Origin of the sequence: Changpingibacter yushuensis (assembly GCF_014041995.1) — a bacterium.
Lineage (GTDB): Bacteria > Actinomycetota > Actinomycetes > Actinomycetales > Actinomycetaceae > Changpingibacter > Changpingibacter yushuensis.
In genome coordinates this window covers 325,061-346,521 of record NZ_CP059492.1, presented here as the reverse complement: position 1 = coordinate 346,521, position 21,461 = coordinate 325,061, and the positions used below count along the sequence as shown (strand labels likewise).

Here is a 21,461-nt window from a genome sequence, read left to right as displayed (position 1 = left end):
ATTATCTCATGACCGGCGCTTTTCGTGAAGAGCCGCCCGCCGCACCCGCTTCGGCCACGGCGCCAGCGTCGCCATCCGGTAGCGCAGCCACAGGTCGACGAGCACGGCCTGTTCGGTCACGATCTGCACAGCCTGTTGCTTCGTCTGATCCCACGCATGACGTGGTCGGAGCCCGGCACCGTCGAGGTACGCAGCGATCGTCGCTCCGGCGTAGGGACGGAGGGCGAGCGCTTCGGACAGCTCACCGCGCACGTCGATCAGGTGTTCCCGGAGTGTGTGCTGCATCCAGTGTGGCCACCGATGCGCCGTGGAGTCGTCTTCCAGCTGGGCGATGATGACGTACGGATCACGGCGGCAGTCTTCACACGTACGGTCGTTCGCGAACATCAGACGGCGAGCCTGACGGGCTGCGCTGTCCCGCCACGACTGCAGCGCCCGGTTCAGCTTCTCGTCCCAGGACGGGTATGGCTCGACGTTTATCAGCAGGCAGGCGTCGCGGCGTACGTCGGTTCTAGCGCCACCGTCTTCGGCAGCGTCCCCGGGTCGTAGCGGGGTTAATACCCAAAAGGGGGTCAGGACTGTTTTCTGGATGGTTCTGGTTTCTCCATTTTGTCACGGTTTTCTTGGATGGTGCCTCCAAGGGATGTTTTCAAGCGCTCTGTGTTATAGAAGATAAGGTAATCATTGATTGCCGTCTCGAGCTGTGCGGCACTGGTCCAGGTGTGACCGTAGAACATTTCCGTTTTCATACGTCCGAAGAATCCTTCACAGGCCGCGTTATCGGGACTACATCCCTTCTTTCCCATCGAGCGGGTGATCCCAGCAGCCTTCGTGGTCTCGATCCATTCAGCGCTCCGGTAATGTCCACCACGATCGCTATGAATAATCAGTGGGATAGCTTCCTTATCATCACGTAAAGCGTCGTGGCGCTCGGTAGGCAAACTCGCGATCGCAGCTTCCAGCATCGACTGCGTCATCACCTTGTCCGGTCGTCGACTCGTCTGCCACGCCACCACTTTCCCATCACAGCAATCAATCATCGGGCTGAGATAGACCTTGGCGTCCGAAGCAGCAAACTCACTGACATCAGTGAGCCATAGTCTGTCAGGCTCATCAGCATGAAAATTCCTCTTGACGTGATCATCTGGGGCCGGGCTTGTCTCTCCCTCATAACTGGAATAGCGACGCTTGCGGTGAGCGTAATAAACCGGGATCTGATGTTCTTTCATCAAACGACGAACAACCTTCTCAGAAACAGTCACCCCAAGACGCTTGAGTTTGAGCCAGACCCGTGCAGAACCATACGTAAAGCCCGAATCGCCAGCAATCTTCTCAATCCTGCCAGCGAGCTCGCCATACTTGTCGGGACGTTCAAGCACACCCCGACAATAGTGGTAGCTACTGGCCGAGATCGCGCACGCCTCCAGCAGCATCACGAAAGGAAGACGAGCACGCAACCGGTCAATGATGCGTGTCTTGTTCAGGTTCGACAGTTGTCCCGGGATGACGCCCCCGTCTTTTTTTACCAGATCAAGCTCGTGTTCCAACACATGCTTTTCCACTAGAAGCCTGGCCGCCAAACGACGCAACTCGTCAGGATCATCCGGCAATGACTTCTCTAGTTGAGCTCGAGTGGCTAACCCATCAGCCTCGCGTTTCTCACGTCTAGTCATCAGGGCCCGCTCACCTTCTTGGTTCCATAGCCGCATCCACTTATACAACAGCATATGGTTAACAATGCCGAGATCCCCAGCAATGTCTTTAACTGATTGGCCAGCATTCATCCGCTCCACGGCGCTCAACTTAACAGTCCATGGATAGTGGCGGGCAGGCTGCCTCTTCACGACCGGTTTGCGACCTCGACGAGACTGATGCACCCAATCATGGAGCACATGCCGAGACGGATACCCCAACTTCCGGATCGTCTTGACATACGAACCCAACCTACGGAACGTCGCCACAGCCACACGCTTCTGCTCAGCTGAATACACAACCCTCATACAAGCCTCCCGAAAAGATACGGAAAACTGTCCAGACCCCCAAACGTGGGTCTTAAATCTTGGTTTTTCGTTGTGATAGCAGTGAAAGGTCGGGGTCGTTAATGATCTGGTCGTTAAAGGGGTTGCTTCGTTGACACTGCTCGGGTTATGTGCCTTGGGTGAAAACTCTCTCCCCACATGCTCGCCGGTGCCCTCTGTGTGGCTCTCCAACAAAGAAGAAGGGACGCACAGCTACTGGTAGCCAACGCTGGTATTGCGCCCCCTGCCGCTATAGCTTCACCCAGCAACTCACCGACAAAGCACGAGCCAAAGAGTTTCGCGAGTTCCTGGACTATGTCACCGACACCCTTCCCCGGCGCGTCACCCACATCCCACACACCACGTGGGACCATCACCACGCCTGGTGCTGGCAGACCCGCCCGATCTGGACGATCACCGGGGAAGTCTATGATCAAGTCTTTCTCGACGGGACCTACATCGGCTACGGCTGGTGCCTGCTCTCCGCTCAAACCAACGGCAAAATCATCGCCTACCAGTTATGTGACACGGAATCCAAAGCCGCCTACCACGCACTCCTCGCACAGATTCCACCACCCATCGTGGTCACCACCGACGGGCACGCCGGAGCCCTGGCAGCAATCACAGACCAATGGCCAACCAGCCACATCCAACGCTGCCTTGTCCATATCCAACGCAACATACGCACCGTAACAACCACCCGACCCACAACCATCCAACATCAGGCTCTCTACCGCCTATGACTGGACCTAACCAGAATCACCAGCATCCAGGCGGCCATCACCTGGCAGAAAGCCCTCGCCGCCTTCCACGACCTCTATGATCCCTGGCTAGGTGAACGCACCTACCGCGACCACCTCCCCGCCACCGCTACTCCCGCCCACGCCCGAGGAAACAAACACTAGTGGTACACCCACTACGGGGCCCGGCGCATCATCCACTCCCTGGACACATACGACAAAACCGGGGTCCTCTTCACCTTCCTAGACACCACCCTCAACGTCACCACACCCCTAGCAAGCTCAACAAACTCCCTAGAAGGAGGCATCAACTCCCCACTCAAAGACTTCCTACGCAACCACCGCGGCCTGAGCGAGGCCCACATGATCACCGCCATCGACTACTACCTCTCCAGCCGATCCTTAAACACCGAACCCATTACCAGCTTCATCACCAACACCACCCCACCCGCCCAGGCACAACCACCACAAGAAGCCCACACACCAGCAGCCCTCGACACCACCATCAACACCCAAGCATCCTGGGAAGATGGCCTGACAATTCGCACAGGATGGATCCACAACTAACACGACACGCCGCCATTAGACCCACGTTTTGGGTATTAACCCAGCTCCTCGTCACGACCGACGACGACGGCAGGCACCAGATTGATACGACCTACCAGACACCGTTCGACGTCATCTACGGCCCAGACATCCGAACGCTCGTCCACGAGGCACGACGCACACAGCGCCCGGCCACCCCCGTCAGCGCGAGGCAAACGAAAGAGCCCGCCGAAACCGGCGGGCTCTCCCTGGACGTACTGTCCGATAATCTCATTGCTCTTGTCGAGGGTTCGAGTAAGAGCATCATGGTGGAGCATAGGGTGTGTGGTTTCACGACATCGTTCCGGTATGTCTCACGTCATCGTTCCGTTTTCTGTCTCACGACATCGTTCCCTGGGTGTGTCACGACATCGTTCCGGCTGTGTCTCGCGTCATCGTTCCGGTATGAATACCTCGAACAGGAACAGTGTCATCGTCCTCGCCATCACTGAAGGCGGATTAACCCAGACCGAAGCCGCTACCAGATTCAACGTGTCCACCCGATGGATCCGCATCCTGCTAGCCCGCTACACAACGGGCGGACTATTGGCCGTTGACCCACGCTCACGCCGCCCACACACCAACCCCGCCACCACCGATCCGGACATGATCACCGCCATCCTCACCCTACGAGACGACCTCATCGAACAAGGACTCGACCCAGGAGCTCAATCCATCTGGGACCGCCTACCACCACAATCACGACCCTCACCAGCAACGATCTGGCCCATACTATCGCGCCATAACAAGATCACTGCCCAACCCCAGAAAAGACCCCGCACCTCCTGGCACCGCTTCCAAGCCGAAGCACCCAACCAGATGTGGCAATCAGACTTCACCCACTGGCCACTCAGCGATGGCACCGACACTGAAATCATTTCCTGGCTCGATGACCACTCCCGCTTCCTCCTACACACCTCCGCCCACCCACGCATCACCGGCCCGATCGTGATCGACACCTTCACCACCACCATGGACACCTACGGTCCACCAGCCTCCACCCTGACCGACAACGCCATGGTCTACACCACCCGCTTAGCCCGCGGAAACACTGGACAACGCAACCAACCCAACGGCTTCGAACAACTCCTAGCCGACCTGTCCATCACCCAAAAGAACGGGAAACCCGCACACCCCACCACCCAAGGCAAGATCGAACGCTTCCACCAAACCCTCAAACAATGGCTGACAGCAGCAGGCCCATCAACCACCCTCGACGAACTCAACACACAACTCAACCAGTTCACCCACATCTACAACCATGAGCGGCCCCACCGAGCCCTCAACCGCACAACACCAGCAGTGGCCTACACGGCCCTACCCACAGCAGAACCCACCATGGAAGCCTTCAACCAGATCTGGAGAGTACGCCACGACAAAGTCGACCCCGACGGGTTAAAGGCCAGGATTGGTGTTTTTATGTCTGGGTTTTCGGTGTGATGGTGGGGAAAGGTCGGGATCGTCTTGCTTGTGAGGCAAGATGAGGCGTGATTGTGTCTGCTTCTCCCACTTTCCTCTGGTTATGTGGTAGCGCCTTGGAATGCCTGCATATGGGTGTGTGGGAAGACAACGATCAACACGACCCTGCTCCATCTGCGCGTGTGGCCCAGTCCTGAAGAATGGGTACCGCAACGGAAGAATCCGATACCGGTGCGCGACCTGCGGCCAAGATCCACACCGCCTCAGTGCTGGACGGCCAGATATTACCGACACAGCTGTTCTGACCCGATTCCTTGAATATGTGACGGGCACCAGCACACAGGCACACATGACTGGCACCAGCCTGAGAACTCAGCGCCGTGACTGGCAATGGTGCTGGAGCATTCCTACTCCGCAGGTAGAACCAACAGGCGAGGTCTACTCCCAAGTCTTCATTGACGGCATCTACCTTCCCTACGGCTGGTGCCTGCTGATCGCTCGTAGCCAGAGTCATGTTGTTACCTGGCAGTGGACGACACGCGAAACGAAAGCCGCCTACATGGCGTTACTGGACCAGATCGCTCCTCCCTGTCTTGTCACCACCGACGGGGCCGGTGGAGCCCTGAAAGCCCTCCATGACCTGTGGCCTGATACTCCTGTTCAACGCTGCCTGGTCCATGTTCACCGCAACAACCTACGCGATCTGACCCACCGTCCTGCCACCCCTGCAGGGAAAGCTCTTTATGGCTTATCCATCCGACTCTTGAAAGTCAAAACCCGGCAGGAAGCAGCGGCTTGGTCTGGTCTGCTTGTCCAGCTCCACACCCAGTACCAGGCCTATTTCACGGAACGAACCTGGGCCCGTGATGTCCCGGCCTCCCAGCGTCGGGAAGGGCGAACATGGTGGTACACCCATGAACGTGACAGGCGTGTCTACCACCGCCTGGCACGCCTCCAACAAGAGGGAAGCCTCTTCGCCTTCCTCGACTTCGACCCGCCACAGGAACGCACCACGAACCCTGTCGAATCAATCAACTCACGCATCCGCGCACTCACCTACGCACATCGGGGAATGACGGAAACACACATGCAAGCAATGATCAACTGGTACCTGCATTCCACAACCGAAAACCCTCAATCAGCCAGCCACATACTCCGAGAATGGAACACAGCTGGCAGGCCACAACGCCGCACAATCCCAAAGAGAAAGACCAAAGCCAAACTCAAACCCACCGTCGGGGACATGCCCGTCCACTACGACACCGCACTCACCAAAGAAGAAGGCCTCTGGCCCCGAAAAGGCTGGGCAGGACGATCACACTAAACCGCAACACACCCACCAAAATAAAAACACCACTTTTGGCCTTTAACCCACCCCGACGGCCACGCCACCCTGCGCTACGCAGGCAAACTCCTCCACCTAGGCATCGGCCGAGCACACACAGGCGCGACCATCATCATCCTCATCCACGCCAACAACACCATCGTCATCAACAAAACAACCGGTGAAATCATCGCCGAACACACCATCGACCCGACCCACAACTACCAACCCAAAAAGCCCACACCCACCCACCAAACCGGAACGATGACGTGAGACACCAGCGGAACGATGACCCGAGACATCCCCACACAAACCGGAACGATGACCCGAGACACCCCCGCGCCAAAAACACAAAAAAGTCTCGCGACACCGAGGAACGATGTCGCGAGACTTCACAATGGTGGAGCATAGGGGATTCGAACCCCTGACCTCTTCATTGCGAACGAAGCGCGCTACCAACTGCGCCAATGCCCCAAGACTCAAAAAGCTTAGCACCACGCTCGAATGTTTCGCACATCGGCCCGTGTTGCTTGCCCCACGCGAGCTCTCGCCATGTGGGCCACCAGAAGTCACCTACAGTCGCGTCCCACCCGAGACCACCTGTCCGGCAGCCCTGTCCGGCAGCCCTGCCCGCCTAAGCCCTGCGACGATCCAGCAGCTGATCCAGAATGGATCCGCCCGCCAGGCCGTCAGTGCCTTTGTGGTTCTTCTTGACCTCTTCGCTATCGTCAAGGCGTTCGCCCACGTTCTTCGGGCGGTAGGGCACGGACGCCTCCGCCACTTCCGGCGCCTGGTATGGCGCCACCGTGCGCTTCTCAATTGTCCGGTTCTTCAGCGTGTAACTCGGCGCGGTCGCCTTCGCGGCCCTCGCAGGGCTCGCCGCCTCGGCCGATTCCGTTGCCACCGTGCGCCCTACCTCCGGGGCCTTTCGCGTGGCCTCGCTCGCGGTAGACTCCACGCGCTTCACACCCGTTGCCTTCGCTGTGGGCGTCTCCTCCGCGTTCACGCTGGTATCAGAATCGCCAACCACCTGATCCGTGACGAATCCCGCCTCGATACTCATCGAGATTCCGGAGCGCTGTGCCTTTGTGGTTTCTTTTTCCACTTTGTCTTGGTGGTCCGCAAGTTTTGGTTCCGACGACGCCGCCGCATTGCCAGACTCCGCACTCACAACCGGTTCCGAAGCCGATTCGCGCGAGCGCCGCGGCGCCGAACTCTTGTTGGCAGCGAGCTTCTTGTCAATCTGTTCGATAATGCGGCGATCAGCTGAGTCAGCCTTGGAGATCTCCGTGCGGACGTAGCTCAAGCCAATAAGTGCCACACCGGCAGCACCGGTGGCTACGGCTGCTACGGCAATGGGGAACGATGCAACGAAAGCCAAGATCCACGCCACGGCCGCGAGCGCAGTGACGATTCCAGCGGCCAAGTATCCACGCTTCTGGTTTGCCGCACGCTTAGCTATGCGTGCTCGCCGCCGTGCCCGGTCCTTGGCAAGAGCGCGCACATCCACAATGGCGGCTTTCTCGCTCTTGCTCATCATGACCTCCGGTTGGCGAAAGAAGAGTGTTCCGTGTGGTTCATCCCCGTGTGCGAAGCATTGAGGATCGTTTGATCCCGACACCTGCAGTAGGCGAAGTTCTTCAGCGTATCTTTCATCGATTCGGGCCTCGGCCAAAACCGCCCGGCGACGATAGATATATGGAATGACGTAGGCGAGCAAGAGCGCAATCACAGCCGCGAATGCATACCCTTGGAACTCCACAATTCAAAGTTAGTAGTTGCCCGATCATTTCATCGGGAAGTCTCACCGCGTGTTGCTGATAATCGCCGTGGGAATGTCCAGTGGACGTTCTGCTACATCCAGTGTTAGCGGCGCCGCGCCTTACCCGTTGAAGATGATGCATTCCAGGTGCTCACCTTCGGCCACAACTGCGGCCCCTTCAGGAATGATCGCAAGCCCGTTGGCTCCGCCCAATCCGGTGAGAAGTGGTTGGCCGCCGTCTGCCACCGGATCGCAGGCATAGCCTGCGTTTGGGTCTCCGTGCACGCGCACGCGCACGAACTCACGCTCCTCCGCCGAGGACTCCATCAACCTGGAGGCTCTTGCCAAAATGGTCCGCGATTCGACGGATGCGTATCCAGCCATGTTGCGTAACGCAGGCCGAACGAACACTTCGAAGGCAATGAGCGCAGCCACGGGTTCTCCGGGCAAACAGAAGATGATCGCGCCGTCGCCAACGGTTCCGAGCCCAATCTGACGTCCTGGGGTCATCGCCACATTGTCGAAGCGCACAGACCCAAGAGGTGAAAGAACTTCCTTGACTGTGTCACCGCCGCCGTAGGAGAGGCCACCGGTAGTGATGATGACGTCGGCGCGGACCAGTTGATCCTCAATCGCGTCGCGTAACTCCTGCTTGTGATCAGACACTGCTGGCACGCGATACACCATTGCCCCCGCGTTCTTTGCTGCCGCTGTCAGGGCGTGGGAGTTCGCGTCATACGTCTTGCCTGGAGAAAGTGGCTGACCCGGCTCTACGAGTTCGTCACCAATACTCATGACCACCACACGCGGCGCTGGCCGCACCAGTACACGATCACGCCCAGCGGCGGCCACAACTGCGATCGTCCGAGCTGATACGCGTGTCCCCTTTGTTGCCACGATGTCGCCTGCACCCATGTCCTGGGCGAACCCACGCACGTTGGCACCCGCACCAACTTCGTGGCGGATCTCTACTTCAGCTACGCCTTGGTTTGTGGACGTGAGGGGTACGACGGCGTCGGCGCCACCGGGCATTTTTGAACCGGAGGCAATCCGTACGGCGGAACCCTCCACGTGTGGAGGCGTGTCAAACGAGCTGGCGAAGACTTCATCAATGACCCGCAAGTCCACCGGATGGCGCGGCCTAGCGCCATTCGTTTCGCTGGAAAGCACTGCGTATCCATCGCAAGCGGCCAAGTCCGCGAAGGGAACATTGACTGTGGCACGGACGTCGTCGGCGAGAATACATCCCACTGCGTCCTGCAACACCGCCTCAAATGGAGGCAACGGGGTTGCCAGTTCAAGGCATTCAGCCAGATGTTCGGCAACCGTCTTCATATAGGTCCTTCCCCATAACGCGCAGTACCAAGCGTACCGATGCCGGGCCATTGATCCCAACGTCGGCCCGGTTCACGTCCAGCGGAATGTCACTCTCTCCCCTGACACCACCCATCCGCCATGAAAGAATGAAGGCATGAGAACACATATGGTGACACTTCCAGATGTCACCGGTCTGGATGTCGAAGATGCCAAACAGGCCCTCAGATCAAGAGCGCGATCCCATAGGTCGCGCCGTCCTGCGTTTGAACGTGAGCAGTTGGGCGAAAAGTGGGTCAACACCGCTTTGGACTTTGTTGGCGCCGCAGAAGTCGTGGCTTGCTACGTTTCAGTCAACGATGAACCTCCAACAGGGCCACTGTGTGAGGCACTCGCACAGTCTGGCCGCAAAGTACTTCTTCCAAAACTGGGTCCGGGCCTAGCCCGCGAATGGGCGTGGTACGCCGGCCTGGATGACCTACGCGTTGGTGCTCCAGGGCGTCCACCCGAACCTAGCGGCGATGCGGTCAGCGCGGATATCCTCGTCGACGTCGACGCGTTGGTTATTCCAGCCCTACTACTAGACCACGATGGTCACAGGGTAGGCCAAGGCGGCGGGTGGTATGACAGGGTCCTCAAGCAGATAAGTCCTTCTACGCGAGTGGGAGCGATGGTCTACCCGGAGGAGTATGTGGATACGCAACTCCCACAGGATGAAATGGATCGTCTGGTGCCCTTCGTTATACTGCCGGATCGTTGGGGCGTGACCAAGGCAGGCGAACGATAAGTACGTCGGCGCGTACGTAGTTTGCTGGCGGGTGCTGAACGGGTCGGCGGGTACTGAACGGGCCGGCGGGTGCAGAACGGGCCGGCGGGTGCTGAACGGGCCGGCGGGTGCGTAGTTTGCTGGCCCGTACTGAACAAGCTGGCGCGCTCTGAGGCTCCCCGGGGGCCGCTTGTCGGGTGTGATTCTGCAAGCATCGCGCTGTGAGGTCTGGATAGGTGCGCGCCAGACAGAGTAAATTGGCACTCGGTAAAAATGAGTGCTAACGGAAGGTCGGAGCGTGCCAACATACAGCTATCGCTGCACGATGTGCGGTGTGGAGTTCGATGTCCGTCAATCGATGATGGACGAACCGCTGAAGGTATGCGAAAACTGCGGCGGCGAACTGCGAAAGATCATCAACTCCGTAGGCATTGTGTTCAAGGGCTCCGGCTTCTACCACAACGATTCGAAGTCAAAGGACAATTCGTCCATGCAGGCGCATGTGAGCCACACGAACGAATCGGCCGAAGCATCTAGTACAGAATCCACGGGCGAATCCTCTACCCCGGCGAGCACTCCCGCATCCGCACCGGAAACGAAGGCCGCAACGAGCGCACCGGGCCGCACCCCAGCGAAGGTCAACTGACCACCTCTGAAGAGCTCTTTGACCCCCAAGCGTTCATTCCGTCATGTGGACTGAACGCTCGCCATCTGGAATGGACACCCAGCTCCTTGTGACTTAGCGGATTGTCACCACACTCAAAACCTCATAGTGAACCCGTTTACGTGGACATTAACCGTCCGAAACACGAATGAAACACGGTATTGCTACGGTCCGGTTACCCACGAGTAGGTCAGCACGCTTCTGAGTGAAGTGCCTGCTGACCACCCCTTTCCAGAGAGGTTCACATGAGCTTGTCCGAAAACCAGCCTGGAGCGCGCCGGCGCCCGCGTGACGTTGCCGCTGCCATAGCTGCGGCCGCAATCGCGATGCTCGGCACCTCCATGGTGCTCGCGCCAGCGGCATCTGCCGATAACGTCGATTCAATCAGCATAAGCGCACCATCGACCGCAGACGAAGGTGACACTATTACCGTCACAGTCCCGGTGGATTCTGCAACCGATCTGTATGCCTACGAGTTGACCGTCAGCTACGATCCGGACCTGTTGAGCTATGACGCGGACTCAGCCGCGTTCCCAGAAGGCGGCCATGATACGGCCATCGAAGGCACAGACACTCTCACCTTCGCACACACCCGGCTCGGTACATCTCCAGGCCTCGACGGCGAGCAGATGCTCGTCACCTTCACGATGACCGTACTTGATGGAGGTGCCACCGCCATCACTCTGGAAGACGCCAGCTTCCTCGATTCGGCCGGCGAGTCCACGGCACTCGTGGAGCCAACCAGTGCCGAAATCGCGCTGACAGCTGCTCCAACGCCGTCGCCCACAACATCCTCACCGTCACCATCGGCGTCAACATCGCCAGCAACATCCACTCCCACACCTACGCAATCAGCTAGCACAGACACCGCTCTAAGCAGCGATCCTGAGACCGGCTCGTTACCCTCCACAGGTGGCAACGTGATTCCGTTCCTCATCGCGGTGCCACTCATCGCGCTTGGTGCATTCCTGATCATCCGTAACAAGAAGGAGGCTGTGCAATGACCACACCTGTGCACTCCCCTATCGCCCCAAAGCGAGCACTGGCCTCCGCTGCCACGATCGCCGTAATTGCAGCAATAACGGCGGGCATCGCTCCCGTGGCAGCCGCAACTACCACCGAAGCAACCACTGCGGCCATCCTCGCGCCGTATTACACGCAGCTCGACCTCACCGGGGATGACCAAGTCACTACCGCTGACCTCGACATCGCGGGATCATCTCTAGGCACCACGTCGAGCGACGCCGGATGGTCTGCTGTCTCCGTTATTGATACAGATGGCGACAACGTCATCACAATCGCTGATCTTGCCAGTTTGTCTCAGCGGATGATTTACGACGACGGACCGTTCGAGCTGATCGAAGCCTCCACGATCGATATGCAAGCCGCAATGAATGCTGGAGTCATCACCTCTGTGGAACTCACGCAGGACTACATAGACCGCATCAATGCGTATGACCGCACCGTGGTAGCTGGTGGAACACGCCCGCTCAACTCGATCATCACCGTAAGCGATGTGGCTCTGCAGGCTGCCGCTGCCGCCGACGCCGAACGCGCCACATACGGCATGACAAACATGCTGCTGGGCGTACCAATCGTCCTGAAGGACAACTACGATACGGCCGACATGGTCACCACGGGTGGCTGTGGCTGCTGGAGAGATAACCAGACCACCACGGATGCCACGATGGTCGCGGGACTTCGCGACGCCGGCGCCGTAGTGCTCGCAAAGGCGTCACTCGACGAGTTCGCATACGGGTTCGTCTCGGAGTTCTCTTCGTTCCAGACTCCCGGTTCCACCTTGCTGGTTGCCTCGCCATACAACACGGCGAACACCGCCGGCGGATCCTCAGGCGGAACCGGCGCAGCCGTCTCAGCTAACCTTGCTGGTCTTGGCTTCGGAACCGACACAGGCGGGTCAATCCGCGTACCGTCGTCGTACAACCAGCTCGTCGGCGTTCGTCCAACTGTTGGCCTAACCAGCCGCGATGGCATCATCCCACTCGCTCTTTCACAAGACACAGGTGGCCCCATGGCACGCTCTGTCGTGGATACGGCCGTGGCGCTCGACGCCGTCGTCGGCATCGATTCGGCAGACCCCGTGACGTCGCGACAAGCGGGACTTGTCCCCGACTCATACACGTCGGAACTGACAGATACCGCTTTGGAAGGTGCCCGCATCGGATACGTCGCATCAATGGTCGGATCCAATAGCGCAACCGCAGCGCTGTTCGAAGAGGCAAAAGCCACTCTCGAGGAGCAAGGTGCGGAGGTCGTTCTGATCACCCCACCGGCCGGCTTCAGCGCGGTGCTCGCCGAAGGATCGGGTTCGACGAACGAATTTAAGCACGATCTAAACGAGTACGTTGAGAACCACCTCGCCGCGTCCGTCACCCAGCGCTCGATTCAGGACATCCTTGCTGGCGGCAACTACGTCACGTCGCGGCGGAGCATATATGTGCAGCGCGACAACGTCACAGAGCAGACCTATCAGGCGTGGGCGGGCGCCACAGGAACGCATACCACTCAGCTCGCCACGGGAAAGGCGCTCGTCACGCAGATGATGGATGACAACAATCTCGATGCCCTCATCTACCCGAGCACCGCGGCTTACTCGACCATAGGCACCAACATGCGCCTTAGTCCCAACACTGGCATGCCAGCGGTTACTCTGCCGATGGGAAGCACCGGCGCTGGGCAAGGTGGATCCACAGTGGGCGTCAACATTGAGTTCCTGGGCCGCGATTTCGACGAGGCGGGCATCCTTGGCCTTGCTTACGATTTCGAGCAGGCCACTGAGTACCGCACAAGTCCGGCTCTGTACCCGGCACTCGGCTGACACATGGATAGCTGATACGCATAGAGGACGGAGGGCTTCTCCGGTGGTTCTGGCCGCCGGAGAAGCCCTCCGTTGTGTGCGCCTACGTGCTGGGTGGACGCCGCAGGGCTGGGTGGACGCCGCAGGGCTGGGTGGGATGCTTGGGGCTTGGCGGTTTCCCCAAGGACCGGAAATCGCACACTGATCCACAACGTGACGCATCCGCCTAACCCACCACTGGCACACAACCTACTTTTGGCACATGAACATTGTCCGGATCCGCGCCATGCTGTGGCGCATGCGCTTCTTGCTCCTCGGCATCACCGTCCTGGCACTCGTGGGCACGATTGTGCAGACCATCTCAGGTCTCCAACCACAGCGCACAAACGTCGTTGTGTCAGCAGGTCCCCTGAAGGCAGGTTCTACTCTCACCACGGAAGATCTACACACCGTGGCAGTGGATACCGCGCTGCTTCCGGAAGGCTACCTTTCCCAGATAGAGGAAGGCGTAGGGCAGGTGCTAGTTGCTTCCATACCAGAGGGGCTTCCACTGCCTCGCTCGATGTTGCTCTCGTCGGACTTCCTTGATTCAGCGCCAGCTGGCCACGTCATCGTCTCGGTGACTGTCCAAGCCGACGGCACTGAATCGCTCGCTCAGCCGGGCAGTACAGTGTCCCTCTATGCTCCAGCGGAGGAGTTCTCTGAAACCGCAAACGCCGTCCTTGTCGCTGAAACTGCCGTGGTTGTGGGCGTGGGAGCTCAGGCAACCGAAGGTGGCTTCATGTCAGAATCCAGCTCCACCGTGGTCCTGTTCGTCTCGATTCCCACAAATGTCGCTAGTGTAGTGCTTGGCTACGATTCAGCAACTGCTATGCGCATTGTTCTGCATCGGACAGCCTGACGAACTCGCTCCGTCGCATGTGCATCCGAATGCCTCACACAATCGAATGGCACCAAACAACACGCACGCGACGGTCCGCGAGTGCTACCCCATGGAAAGGAATAAGCCTATGTTGCAGGGATTCAAAGATTTCATCACACGTGGCAACGTTGTAGACATGGCCGTTGGCATCATTATCGGCGGTGCGTTCACACCAATCGTCACAGCACTCACCGAAAAGGTACTCATGCCTTTCATCGCGGGACTTGCTGGAAAGCCCGATTTCGATGGTATTTGGACTATCACACTCAACGATGCGCGGATCGAACCAGGATTCGTCCTTACGGCACTCGTCAACTTCCTACTCGTTGCCGCGGCACTCTATTTCGCAATCGTCATGCCCATGAACATGCTTCGGGAACGTCAAGAGGCCAAGGCAGCAATTGAACCTGATCCGGAACCGCTCCCCTCAGACGTTGAGCTTCTCACCGAGATTCGCGACCTCTTGGCCACAGGATCGCGCGATTACTGAGCAACCCCATTCGAAACGCGAGGTTACAGCTTTCCAAAATGCGGCGGCCGCTCCCCGAGCAGCCGCCGCTCGTTGGCATCCTTGGCCTCAACGGCAGGTTTCACCTCGTGGGCCGCAGAAGTGGCCTGGCCTGCATCGTTGAGGTGCAAAGCCTCCTCAGACGTTGAGATCTCACCACGCTCCAACCTCTCCCGATCCACTCGGGAGAGCCGGACGGCGGCGCGCCCGTGCCGCCGTCCGCGAGGAGCTGCCTCAGGTACACCATCAGCCGGGCGCTCACTCGAGTTCTCACTCATCATGCGCTGCCGAATCCGCACCGCCTAGAGGCGAATCATCCCGAGGAAGCTGAGGGCTATCCTCAAGTTCAATGCGCGGGAACTGGCCAGTCAAACGCTCGTTGAGCGCCTCAATACCCTGCGTTGCAGTATCAGTATGCGAAATCGCTTCACCTGTGCTCTGCTTGGTCAGCCCGGAGCGCAATACCACGTTGCGGAGCACAGCATCAATCTGCACACCACGGCGGTGCAAATCCAACTCATCCCGCATGGCAGCAACAAGCTCCTCTTCCGAACGCGGAATAGCATCCGACGAAATCCACCGAACGATCTCATCTAATTGGTCATCCGAGTAAGCAGCCAAGGGCAGCCCCGGAGTGATGTTCGGCCGCGAAGAACGTGGGATCGCCACACTGTCTGGCTTCACCGGATTCTCGGAAGCCGCCTCCGGCGTTACTACAGCTTCAGGAACATCATTCGCAGAAGGCGCCGACCACTCCTCATCCAAATGGGGGACCTCAAGTGGCGCAAGGGCAGCAGCCCCAGCACTTCGTACCGATTCACGCATATGTTCGAGAATCGCAGATATAGCGCGCGTCTGCCCCTCAAGGTCAATGAACAGCGACGTCGAGAATGTCTGGAACACCGTCCAGCCCCGGGCCTCTAACCGTTCAGCCCAGTAGCGATCACGCCGCCGCTGAGAACGCTCGGCCACGTATGCCTCGTCGTCGTACACAACGGCGACACGCCACGTACCCTGCAGGGACGTATCCCCAACCGCAAGAGGGATGGTCACTCCATCCGCGTATCCGTAATTGAAGGCGACCGACCAACCCTTTGCCTTCAGCTTGCTGGCAAGGTCACGGATCAATGGTTGCGTAGGCCCGCCCAATGGCTTCGCCTCGAGAAGCACATTCTGGCCGCCAGCACGGTCGATGAGCTTCGCCAACAGGCGAGGACCCGGCGTGGTCACGTTGTCCATCCCGATCTCGCCGGGACCTATCGAGGAAATGATCGTCAACTCTTCGCGAGCAGCTCCCACCGCCTCCACAAGGCCCGTCACACCAGCAGGCGTCGCCAGTGAACCAAACGAATGCAGAACCCTGCCATGCACGGTCTTTCCGTACCCAACAGAAAGTATGATCGAATCTCGCCGCAGGCCAGCACACTGCGTAATATCGACGACGGTGAACGGCTCACGTACGTCCGTAATCGTCAGGGCACCCAACACGGATGACTTCGCTACGGTTTCCTTGATCGCCTCGCGCACGCGGCCCGCATGGACCTCCGACACGCACACCACCGCCAAAGACAGCTCTGGCTGGACCAGCGTGTGGTTGACCACGGCGTCGATAACCGCATCAACTTCAGCCTGTACTCCCTCCACTGTGCCTGTGGCTGGAGAGGGGACTCCACGGCCATTCACTACTACAAGGCGCGCGTGATCGTTGTGCGGAACGGCAGGAACCATCTTGAGTACGTCCGCATATCCCTGTTCGCGCAGGGTCTGCGAGGCAAGCTCGTCATACTTGGCACGCAAGGTGGGAAGCTCGCAAACCGGAAGCACCTTGGCAAACTGAGCCACAGCAGAGTTCTCATCTGCGCGGCGCAGATCACCCATCACCACTATCTGGCGTCCACGCATCAACATCGGCACCGCAGAGGCGCAGCTTGCCGAATCCATCTCGTCCACGATCACGAGGTCGGCCCACGGCATCGGCGGAATAAACTCCGCAACCATCATTGAAGGAACCACCCACGCGGGGCGGGCCACTTGGACTAAGCGTGGGTGAGCAGCAATCGCATCGCGCAGCGCGCCAGTTGAATAGCGCTCAAGCTGGCGATCCAGCTTCATGGTCTCGTCCCGGCGCTTTGAGATCGTCTCACGCATGATCCGGATTGCGGCCCTACGCACAGGACCAACCAGACTCTTGGTGTGGCGTTTATCCAGCTCACGTAGCTGAGTGCTCAGCCGCGTGAGATCCCCAGGTCCAATCTCCGCGAGCGCCCTAGAATCACGCACCAGCTGTTCGAAAATTGAGGAGGCGTACACCAACTCAAGTTCCGCATCAATCTGACCAATCGAAACAGACCGTTTGGTCAGATCCTCGACCAAACCATCGAGGCCAGCTTCCTTGAAATGAGAAAGCAGTTCGTTGCGGCGAGGAACCGTGGCCATTGCACTCGAACCCGCGGCCAAGACTCGCAGCTGTCCGATAAGGTCCTCGAACGGCTTGTCCACCAGCCGGGCGCCCGCAGGCAAAATCTCCTCGAGGGCCCGGATCTCAGAAACAGCTTCGCCAGCAGTCGCCTTGATCTGTGACATGCCATCAGGCAGCCGTGGCCATCCGCCTTCATTCGAATAACGCCGCCACACCTCGCGCTGGCGCTGAACCTTGACAAGTTCCTCATGAAGATTAGCTACTTGAGCGCCGGGCCGCACCAGATCCTTGGCCTGCTTGGTCAGCCTGCGCCGCTCGGAGCCCTTCATATCCTCGCCATGCTTCTCACGCCATTCGCGCGTAGCAGTAGCTATCACCATGTCAGCGGCACTGCGCTCGTAAATCTTGGGCACAAACACGTCGAGTGTGGTGGAAAGCCCTTCGAGCATGTTGATTTGCTCAAGCCACATCGAGAAATTTGTGGCACGCGTCAAACCGGTTTCGCCAGCCACTCGCTGAGACTGCGCCATGAGCACCGGGACTGTCTCATTTGCGAGGCGACCGGCGCGGCGCAATGCGACCTGCCCCTCCTCCTCGCTGCGAATTCGGGCACCAGCCCACGCTGCATCCGGGCTACCCGGAGTGAGCATCCCCAGTTCGGCGGCCTCGGCGAGGTTTCGGCGCTCGTCGTCGAAACTCTGCGCGAGCGCGACGGTAGCTGCCCTGTCCAGACGCACTTGGCTCTTGGGAGCATCGTGACCCACCGTCAGCGAAGCCAGACGCTGCAACAGCGTATAAACGGACTCTCCCCACACCGGATCAACCTTGTGTAGTTCATCGATGTACTCGCCAAGTCCTTTGCGGGCATTGACAAGTTCCGCTCTAGCGTTAAGCACCGGATCGTTGTCCGGCTTGTCGCCTCGGAGCCGGAGTCCCGTACGCAACCGCATGGCGACGTCGTCGAGATTCGAAAAGTCCAGTGTGAGATCCGAAAGGCCCAAAGTGTCCATCGAATCGATCAGAGCTCGGCGAGAAGAAGCCCGGCCCGGAATGTAGAGAACTGACCGGCCCGAGGCGGTGGCATCCGCGATGATCGATGCCAGAGTCTCCACGCGCTCAGATCCGGGAGGTGCGTCTATAACAAGTGAGCGCCCGGACGCGACGGCGTCGATCGTAGCAAGTTCAGCGACGTCCCGGTCCCCGGCACCGCGTTCACCTTCGGGGGCGCGGTCGCTCGCATCAGCGGGCGGGACTGGCGCAGCAGAGAGCTTTCGAGTGGCTTCGTCCCCTGCCAAAGCTGACATGATGCCTGAAGCCTCGATATACGGCTTCATCGCTTCCAGATCGGAGAGCAAGACCTGCCCTGGATGGACAAAACTGCCCAGCAGCATTCGCACTTCATACGTGAAACCTGGCAGGTATGCGCGGCCAAGTTCGCGGATAGAAGCGAGCGCTTCATCCTCAGACGCTGGGTCAGCCGCCAAAGTACGAAGTCCCGAAATGGCATCTGCGCTGATGCCATGGCTACGCAGAGCGCGAAGCACTACCGGGTTTACCTCGCACTTGGCTGTGAGGGTGATGTAGGCATCGTCTTCCCCGTAAGGCTCCAGCCGTACTGTACGGAGCAGCGCAGGTTCCACCATGACTGTAGGAGGTGCCAGCGGCCTAAAAGGCTGGTCTGCTGGCGCTCCGCCATCTTGCTCAGGTGCGGAATCTGAGGTTTGCGGGGCGGCGTCTGACGGTTCCGGCTTCGCGGTCTCTGACGGTTGCGTGGCCACGGCGTCTGGAGAAACCTCGTCACCATCCTGAGGGCTGTGTGCCACAGTCACTGAACCGTAGCCGGAACTTGGATTCTCCGGCGAAGTGACCGTTGTGTGCATCCATGAGTCTGCAGAGGGGAAATCCTCGTGATCCGTCAAGGAGTCAGGCTCCCATTCGGACTCCTGAGAAAAGGCGCGTGTTTCAGCGGGCGTTGAAGGAGAAGAAGCTGAGAATGCGGCGTTAGCACCGGCATTGGCAGCGCTAGCAGAACCTGACGGCGCTGCAGAGGCGTTGGGTGTGGGCTCATCCGGCAGTTCAGTCCACGTCAGTTCTGCTGTGGCCAGCGTGACCGGCGCGTATCCGTATTGCTCCGAGAGCGTAGCGATTCTGTGTTTGAGGGTTGCAAGCCTCATGCGCGCCACCTTGAGCGCACTCTCTTCGCGGACGAGAGAAGAAAGGAGAGTTGGCATGCCCGAATACAGTTGGGCACTCCCAGTGGGATGCGGCGAAGAAAGATCCACCACGGAGGAATCCACAGAGCTGAATGGACGCGATGCATCCTCAGCAACCCGGGCAAGCTCGTCGCGCCACGTCGCGTATGCGGCTTGGACGAGTACCTGCCGTGATGGAGTGTTTGAAGGTGCTGCAAAAGCGGCACCTTGCGAAGGCTGATGTACGGCGGCCTGAGCTGGTTCCTCCGCGCGCGCGACCTCGGCTGATGAGGCCGATGGCGCGGACTGAACTACCTCAGTGGACGCCGGTTGTGGCGTCTCACGGCGGTCACGATTGCGCTTAAAGAATGGAGTCACAATCCCACCGTATCGGCCTAAGCCGTCTAATGTTACTTAGCGCGCCGATCACTACTCAACTCCACATCTTCTGTTAGGCAGACGCACGGATAACACCATCACCGAACATCGAGGATCAACCCTCTCCTGAACTGGTGCGGCGGCCGCTTCGAACCACACAGGCCCGGACCTACCTGGACGTTGACCTGCGATTTGGGTGCGCGCCACGAGCCGGAGCCTGACCGGAGGTTGATCTGCGACGTGTCTTGAGTGGGCCAGCAGCCCTCGCGCACCCAAGCCTGACTGGATAATGCACATCGAATGGCATGCGGACCTAGACTGTTGATGCCAGCTCACCTCACCCGAAGAATCGGAGATACTCGTGGGAAAAACCATTGTCATCACAGGTGCGAGCGACGGCATCGGCGCCGCTGCAGCCCAGCAACTCTCGAGCCGCGGGCACCATGTAGTGGTGATCGGACGTTCGTTCCACAAGGCGCGCGCCGTTGCCGAAAGCATCGACGCGCCATTCCATGTAGCCGACTTCTCTGATCTCACGGACGTGGCCAACCTAGCGGCGGAACTCGAATCTTTGCCGCAAATCGACGTGCTGGTCAACAACGCAGGCGGGTCCTTCTCGGACGCCCCACCAACCATCCAAGGGTTTGAGCAAACCTTCCAAGTCAACTGCCTCGCCCCGTTCCTTCTGACAAAGCTCCTGCTTCCCAAGCTCGTGGCTTCCTCGGCAACGGTGGTACAAACCGCGAGCATCGCATCACGATTTGGGCGGTTCGACGTCGACGCCGTGGATTGGGAAGCGAGCAACTTCAGCGAACTCGCCGCAAATCCCGCGCGAAAGCCACTAGCACCTTCAGGATCCGATCTACTCCACGGATATGGCAAGGCCAAGCTTGCCAACATCGTGCTAACGCGCGAACTGCAACGCCGTTACTCCCCTCAAGGAATCTCCGCAGTTGCCTTCCATCCCGGACTCGTCGCTTCAAAGTTCTCCCCGGCGGGTTCGGGCATACTCGCCGCGATGTACCGGACGCCATTCCGCAAAACCATGGTGAGCCCCGAGCGCGGCGCTGACCAATTGGTGTGGCTGGCGGATTCAGGGCCAGGCGATGGATGGACTCCCGGGGATTACTACGAGAATCGCAAACCCGGCCGGTGGCTGAATCCTCAAGCTAAGAATGCACGGCTCGCCAAGGCGCTGTGGGATTGGTGTGACCAGGCAGTGGCCGTGTAGCCACGTTTTTCGACCGCCGCAAAGATCAACGGGCAATCCCGATGGCGGCCATATGGCAAAGTCGGATGGGCTGAGAAAACCAAGGGAGCTGAGAGAGCCGGCGGAACCGGCAGAGCCAAGCAAGCCAAGAGAGCTAAGAGAGCTAAGAGGATCTTGGCGCCGCCCAAACCTAGCCCGTGAACGTCAACAGGGCCCGAACCTTGGCCCTCACATCATCGGGCCAAGGTTCGGGCCCTGTGCGCTATGTGCCCCCGAAAGGATTCGAACCTTCGGCCTACCGCTTAGGAGGCGGTCGCTCTTCCCCTGAGCTACGAGGGCTAACTGTTCTAGTCTACCCGTCCCAGCAGCCCTTTTCGAAATGCTTCGGAGCACGCTGGGGGCGTGGCACACCTTACTTGGTG

Annotated in this window: 18 protein-coding genes and 2 tRNA genes; 11 read left to right on the top strand and 9 right to left on the bottom strand. The window is 59.1% G+C overall.

Annotated elements, in window-relative coordinates; genetic code table 11:
- Positions 1-6: 6 nt before the first annotated feature.
- On the bottom strand, positions 7-387 hold the full coding sequence (locus H2O17_RS01440; RefSeq protein ID WP_182050010.1) for a hypothetical protein: 381 nt from the start codon (positions 385-387) through the stop codon (positions 7-9).
- 185 nt (positions 388-572) lie between these two features.
- The gene (locus tag H2O17_RS01435) at positions 573-1,844 is read right to left on the bottom strand and encodes an IS3 family transposase (RefSeq protein WP_220456730.1); all 1,272 of its coding nucleotides are present in this window, start codon (positions 1,842-1,844) and stop codon (positions 573-575) included.
- A 314-nt stretch (positions 1,845-2,158) separates the two neighbouring features.
- Between H2O17_RS01435 and H2O17_RS01430 the strand changes: the two genes are divergently transcribed.
- Entirely contained in the window at positions 2,159-2,761 is a 603-nt protein-coding gene (locus H2O17_RS01430) for an IS1/IS1595 family N-terminal zinc-binding domain-containing protein (protein WP_182050009.1), read from the top strand.
- A 360-nt stretch (positions 2,762-3,121) separates the two neighbouring features.
- Positions 3,122-3,325: a hypothetical protein gene (locus tag H2O17_RS01425; protein WP_182050008.1), complete on the top strand. Its 204-nt coding sequence runs from the start codon at positions 3,122-3,124 to the stop codon at positions 3,323-3,325.
- Between the two features lie 35 nt (positions 3,326-3,360).
- Here the strand turns inward: H2O17_RS01425 and H2O17_RS01420 are convergent, their stop codons facing one another.
- Positions 3,361-3,621, bottom strand: coding sequence for a hypothetical protein (locus H2O17_RS01420; RefSeq protein ID WP_182050007.1), 261 nt, complete (start codon positions 3,619-3,621; stop codon positions 3,361-3,363).
- A 127-nt stretch (positions 3,622-3,748) separates the two neighbouring features.
- Between H2O17_RS01420 and H2O17_RS01415 the strand changes: the two genes are divergently transcribed.
- The gene (locus tag H2O17_RS01415) at positions 3,749-4,783 is read left to right on the top strand and encodes an integrase core domain-containing protein (RefSeq protein ID WP_182050006.1); all 1,035 of its coding nucleotides are present in this window, start codon (positions 3,749-3,751) and stop codon (positions 4,781-4,783) included.
- 100 nt (positions 4,784-4,883) lie between these two features.
- Positions 4,884-6,086, top strand: a complete 1,203-nt coding sequence (locus H2O17_RS01410) for an IS1249 family transposase (RefSeq protein WP_246311178.1) — start codon at positions 4,884-4,886, stop codon at positions 6,084-6,086.
- 398 nt (positions 6,087-6,484) lie between these two features.
- On the opposite strand, the gene H2O17_RS01405 is transcribed toward H2O17_RS01410, so the two are convergent.
- The 3 genes from H2O17_RS01405 to H2O17_RS01395 form a co-directional block, all read right to left on the bottom strand.
- Positions 6,485-6,560: transfer RNA gene (locus H2O17_RS01405), tRNA-Ala, on the bottom strand.
- Between the two features lie 160 nt (positions 6,561-6,720).
- The gene (locus tag H2O17_RS01400; RefSeq protein WP_182050005.1) at positions 6,721-7,848 is read right to left on the bottom strand and encodes a DUF6667 domain-containing protein; all 1,128 of its coding nucleotides are present in this window, start codon (positions 7,846-7,848) and stop codon (positions 6,721-6,723) included.
- A 120-nt stretch (positions 7,849-7,968) separates the two neighbouring features.
- Entirely contained in the window at positions 7,969-9,183 is a 1,215-nt protein-coding gene (locus tag H2O17_RS01395) for a molybdopterin molybdotransferase MoeA (RefSeq protein ID WP_182050004.1), read from the bottom strand.
- Between the two features lie 136 nt (positions 9,184-9,319).
- On the opposite strand from H2O17_RS01395, the gene H2O17_RS01390 reads away from it, so the two are divergent.
- From H2O17_RS01390 to mscL, 6 genes are all read left to right on the top strand, one after another.
- A complete protein-coding gene (locus tag H2O17_RS01390) occupies positions 9,320-9,949 on the top strand; it encodes a 5-formyltetrahydrofolate cyclo-ligase (RefSeq protein WP_182050003.1) in 630 nt (209 codons plus the stop codon).
- 277 nt (positions 9,950-10,226) lie between these two features.
- On the top strand, positions 10,227-10,574 hold the full coding sequence (locus H2O17_RS01385) for an FmdB family zinc ribbon protein (protein WP_182050002.1): 348 nt from the start codon (positions 10,227-10,229) through the stop codon (positions 10,572-10,574).
- 263 nt (positions 10,575-10,837) lie between these two features.
- Entirely contained in the window at positions 10,838-11,596 is a 759-nt protein-coding gene (locus tag H2O17_RS01380) for a cohesin domain-containing protein (RefSeq protein ID WP_182050001.1), read from the top strand.
- Positions 11,593-13,431 (top strand): amidase family protein, encoded by a 1,839-nt coding sequence (locus tag H2O17_RS01375; RefSeq protein WP_182050000.1) that lies wholly within the window; start codon positions 11,593-11,595, stop codon positions 13,429-13,431. Before H2O17_RS01380 ends, H2O17_RS01375 begins: the two co-directional genes overlap by 4 nt.
- Positions 13,432-13,672: 241 nt before the next feature.
- Complete coding sequence (locus H2O17_RS01370; RefSeq protein ID WP_182049999.1) at positions 13,673-14,311, top strand: SAF domain-containing protein; 639 nt, start codon at positions 13,673-13,675, stop codon at positions 14,309-14,311.
- Between the two features lie 109 nt (positions 14,312-14,420).
- Entirely contained in the window at positions 14,421-14,822 is a 402-nt protein-coding gene (gene mscL / locus H2O17_RS01365) for a large conductance mechanosensitive channel protein MscL (protein WP_182049998.1), read from the top strand.
- 23 nt (positions 14,823-14,845) lie between these two features.
- Here mscL and H2O17_RS01360 read toward each other — a convergent pair whose 3' ends face one another.
- Both H2O17_RS01360 and H2O17_RS01355 read right to left on the bottom strand, forming a co-directional pair.
- A complete protein-coding gene (locus H2O17_RS01360) occupies positions 14,846-15,121 on the bottom strand; it encodes a hypothetical protein (protein WP_182049997.1) in 276 nt (91 codons plus the stop codon).
- Positions 15,111-19,829 (bottom strand): hypothetical protein, encoded by a 4,719-nt coding sequence (locus tag H2O17_RS01355; RefSeq protein ID WP_182049996.1) that lies wholly within the window; start codon positions 19,827-19,829, stop codon positions 15,111-15,113. The genes H2O17_RS01360 and H2O17_RS01355 overlap by 11 nt, the downstream gene beginning before the upstream one ends.
- A gap of 361 nt (positions 19,830-20,190) precedes the next feature.
- Here H2O17_RS01355 and H2O17_RS01350 point away from each other — a divergent pair, with 361 nt between their 5' ends.
- The gene (locus tag H2O17_RS01350) at positions 20,191-21,060 is read left to right on the top strand and encodes an SDR family NAD(P)-dependent oxidoreductase (RefSeq protein WP_220456794.1); all 870 of its coding nucleotides are present in this window, start codon (positions 20,191-20,193) and stop codon (positions 21,058-21,060) included.
- A gap of 246 nt (positions 21,061-21,306) precedes the next feature.
- Here the strand turns inward: H2O17_RS01350 and H2O17_RS01345 are convergent.
- Positions 21,307-21,378 (bottom strand) — tRNA-Arg (locus H2O17_RS01345).
- Positions 21,379-21,461: the final 83 nt, after the last annotated feature.

Bases quoted from the DNA above. Each gene is read 5' to 3' on its own strand.
- H2O17_RS01360 (WP_182049997.1), bottom strand. From the start codon at position 15,121: ATGATGAGTGAGAACTCGAGTGAGCGCCCGGCTGATGGTGTACCTGAG.
- H2O17_RS01370 (WP_182049999.1), top strand. From the start codon at position 13,673: ATGAACATTGTCCGGATCCGCGCCATGCTGTGGCGCATGCGCTTCTTG.
- H2O17_RS01425 (WP_182050008.1), top strand. From the start codon at position 3,122: ATGATCACCGCCATCGACTACTACCTCTCCAGCCGATCCTTAAACACC.
- mscL (WP_182049998.1), top strand. From the start codon at position 14,421: ATGTTGCAGGGATTCAAAGATTTCATCACACGTGGCAACGTTGTAGAC.
- H2O17_RS01420 (WP_182050007.1), bottom strand. From the start codon at position 3,621: ATGCTCCACCATGATGCTCTTACTCGAACCCTCGACAAGAGCAATGAG.
- H2O17_RS01415 (WP_182050006.1), top strand. From the start codon at position 3,749: ATGAATACCTCGAACAGGAACAGTGTCATCGTCCTCGCCATCACTGAA.
- H2O17_RS01390 (WP_182050003.1), top strand. From the start codon at position 9,320: ATGAGAACACATATGGTGACACTTCCAGATGTCACCGGTCTGGATGTC.
- H2O17_RS01380 (WP_182050001.1), top strand. From the start codon at position 10,838: ATGAGCTTGTCCGAAAACCAGCCTGGAGCGCGCCGGCGCCCGCGTGAC.
- H2O17_RS01375 (WP_182050000.1), top strand. From the start codon at position 11,593: ATGACCACACCTGTGCACTCCCCTATCGCCCCAAAGCGAGCACTGGCC.
- H2O17_RS01410 (WP_246311178.1), top strand. From the start codon at position 4,884: ATGCCTGCATATGGGTGTGTGGGAAGACAACGATCAACACGACCCTGC.
- H2O17_RS01440 (WP_182050010.1), bottom strand. From the start codon at position 387: ATGTTCGCGAACGACCGTACGTGTGAAGACTGCCGCCGTGATCCGTAC.
- H2O17_RS01395 (WP_182050004.1), bottom strand. From the start codon at position 9,183: ATGAAGACGGTTGCCGAACATCTGGCTGAATGCCTTGAACTGGCAACC.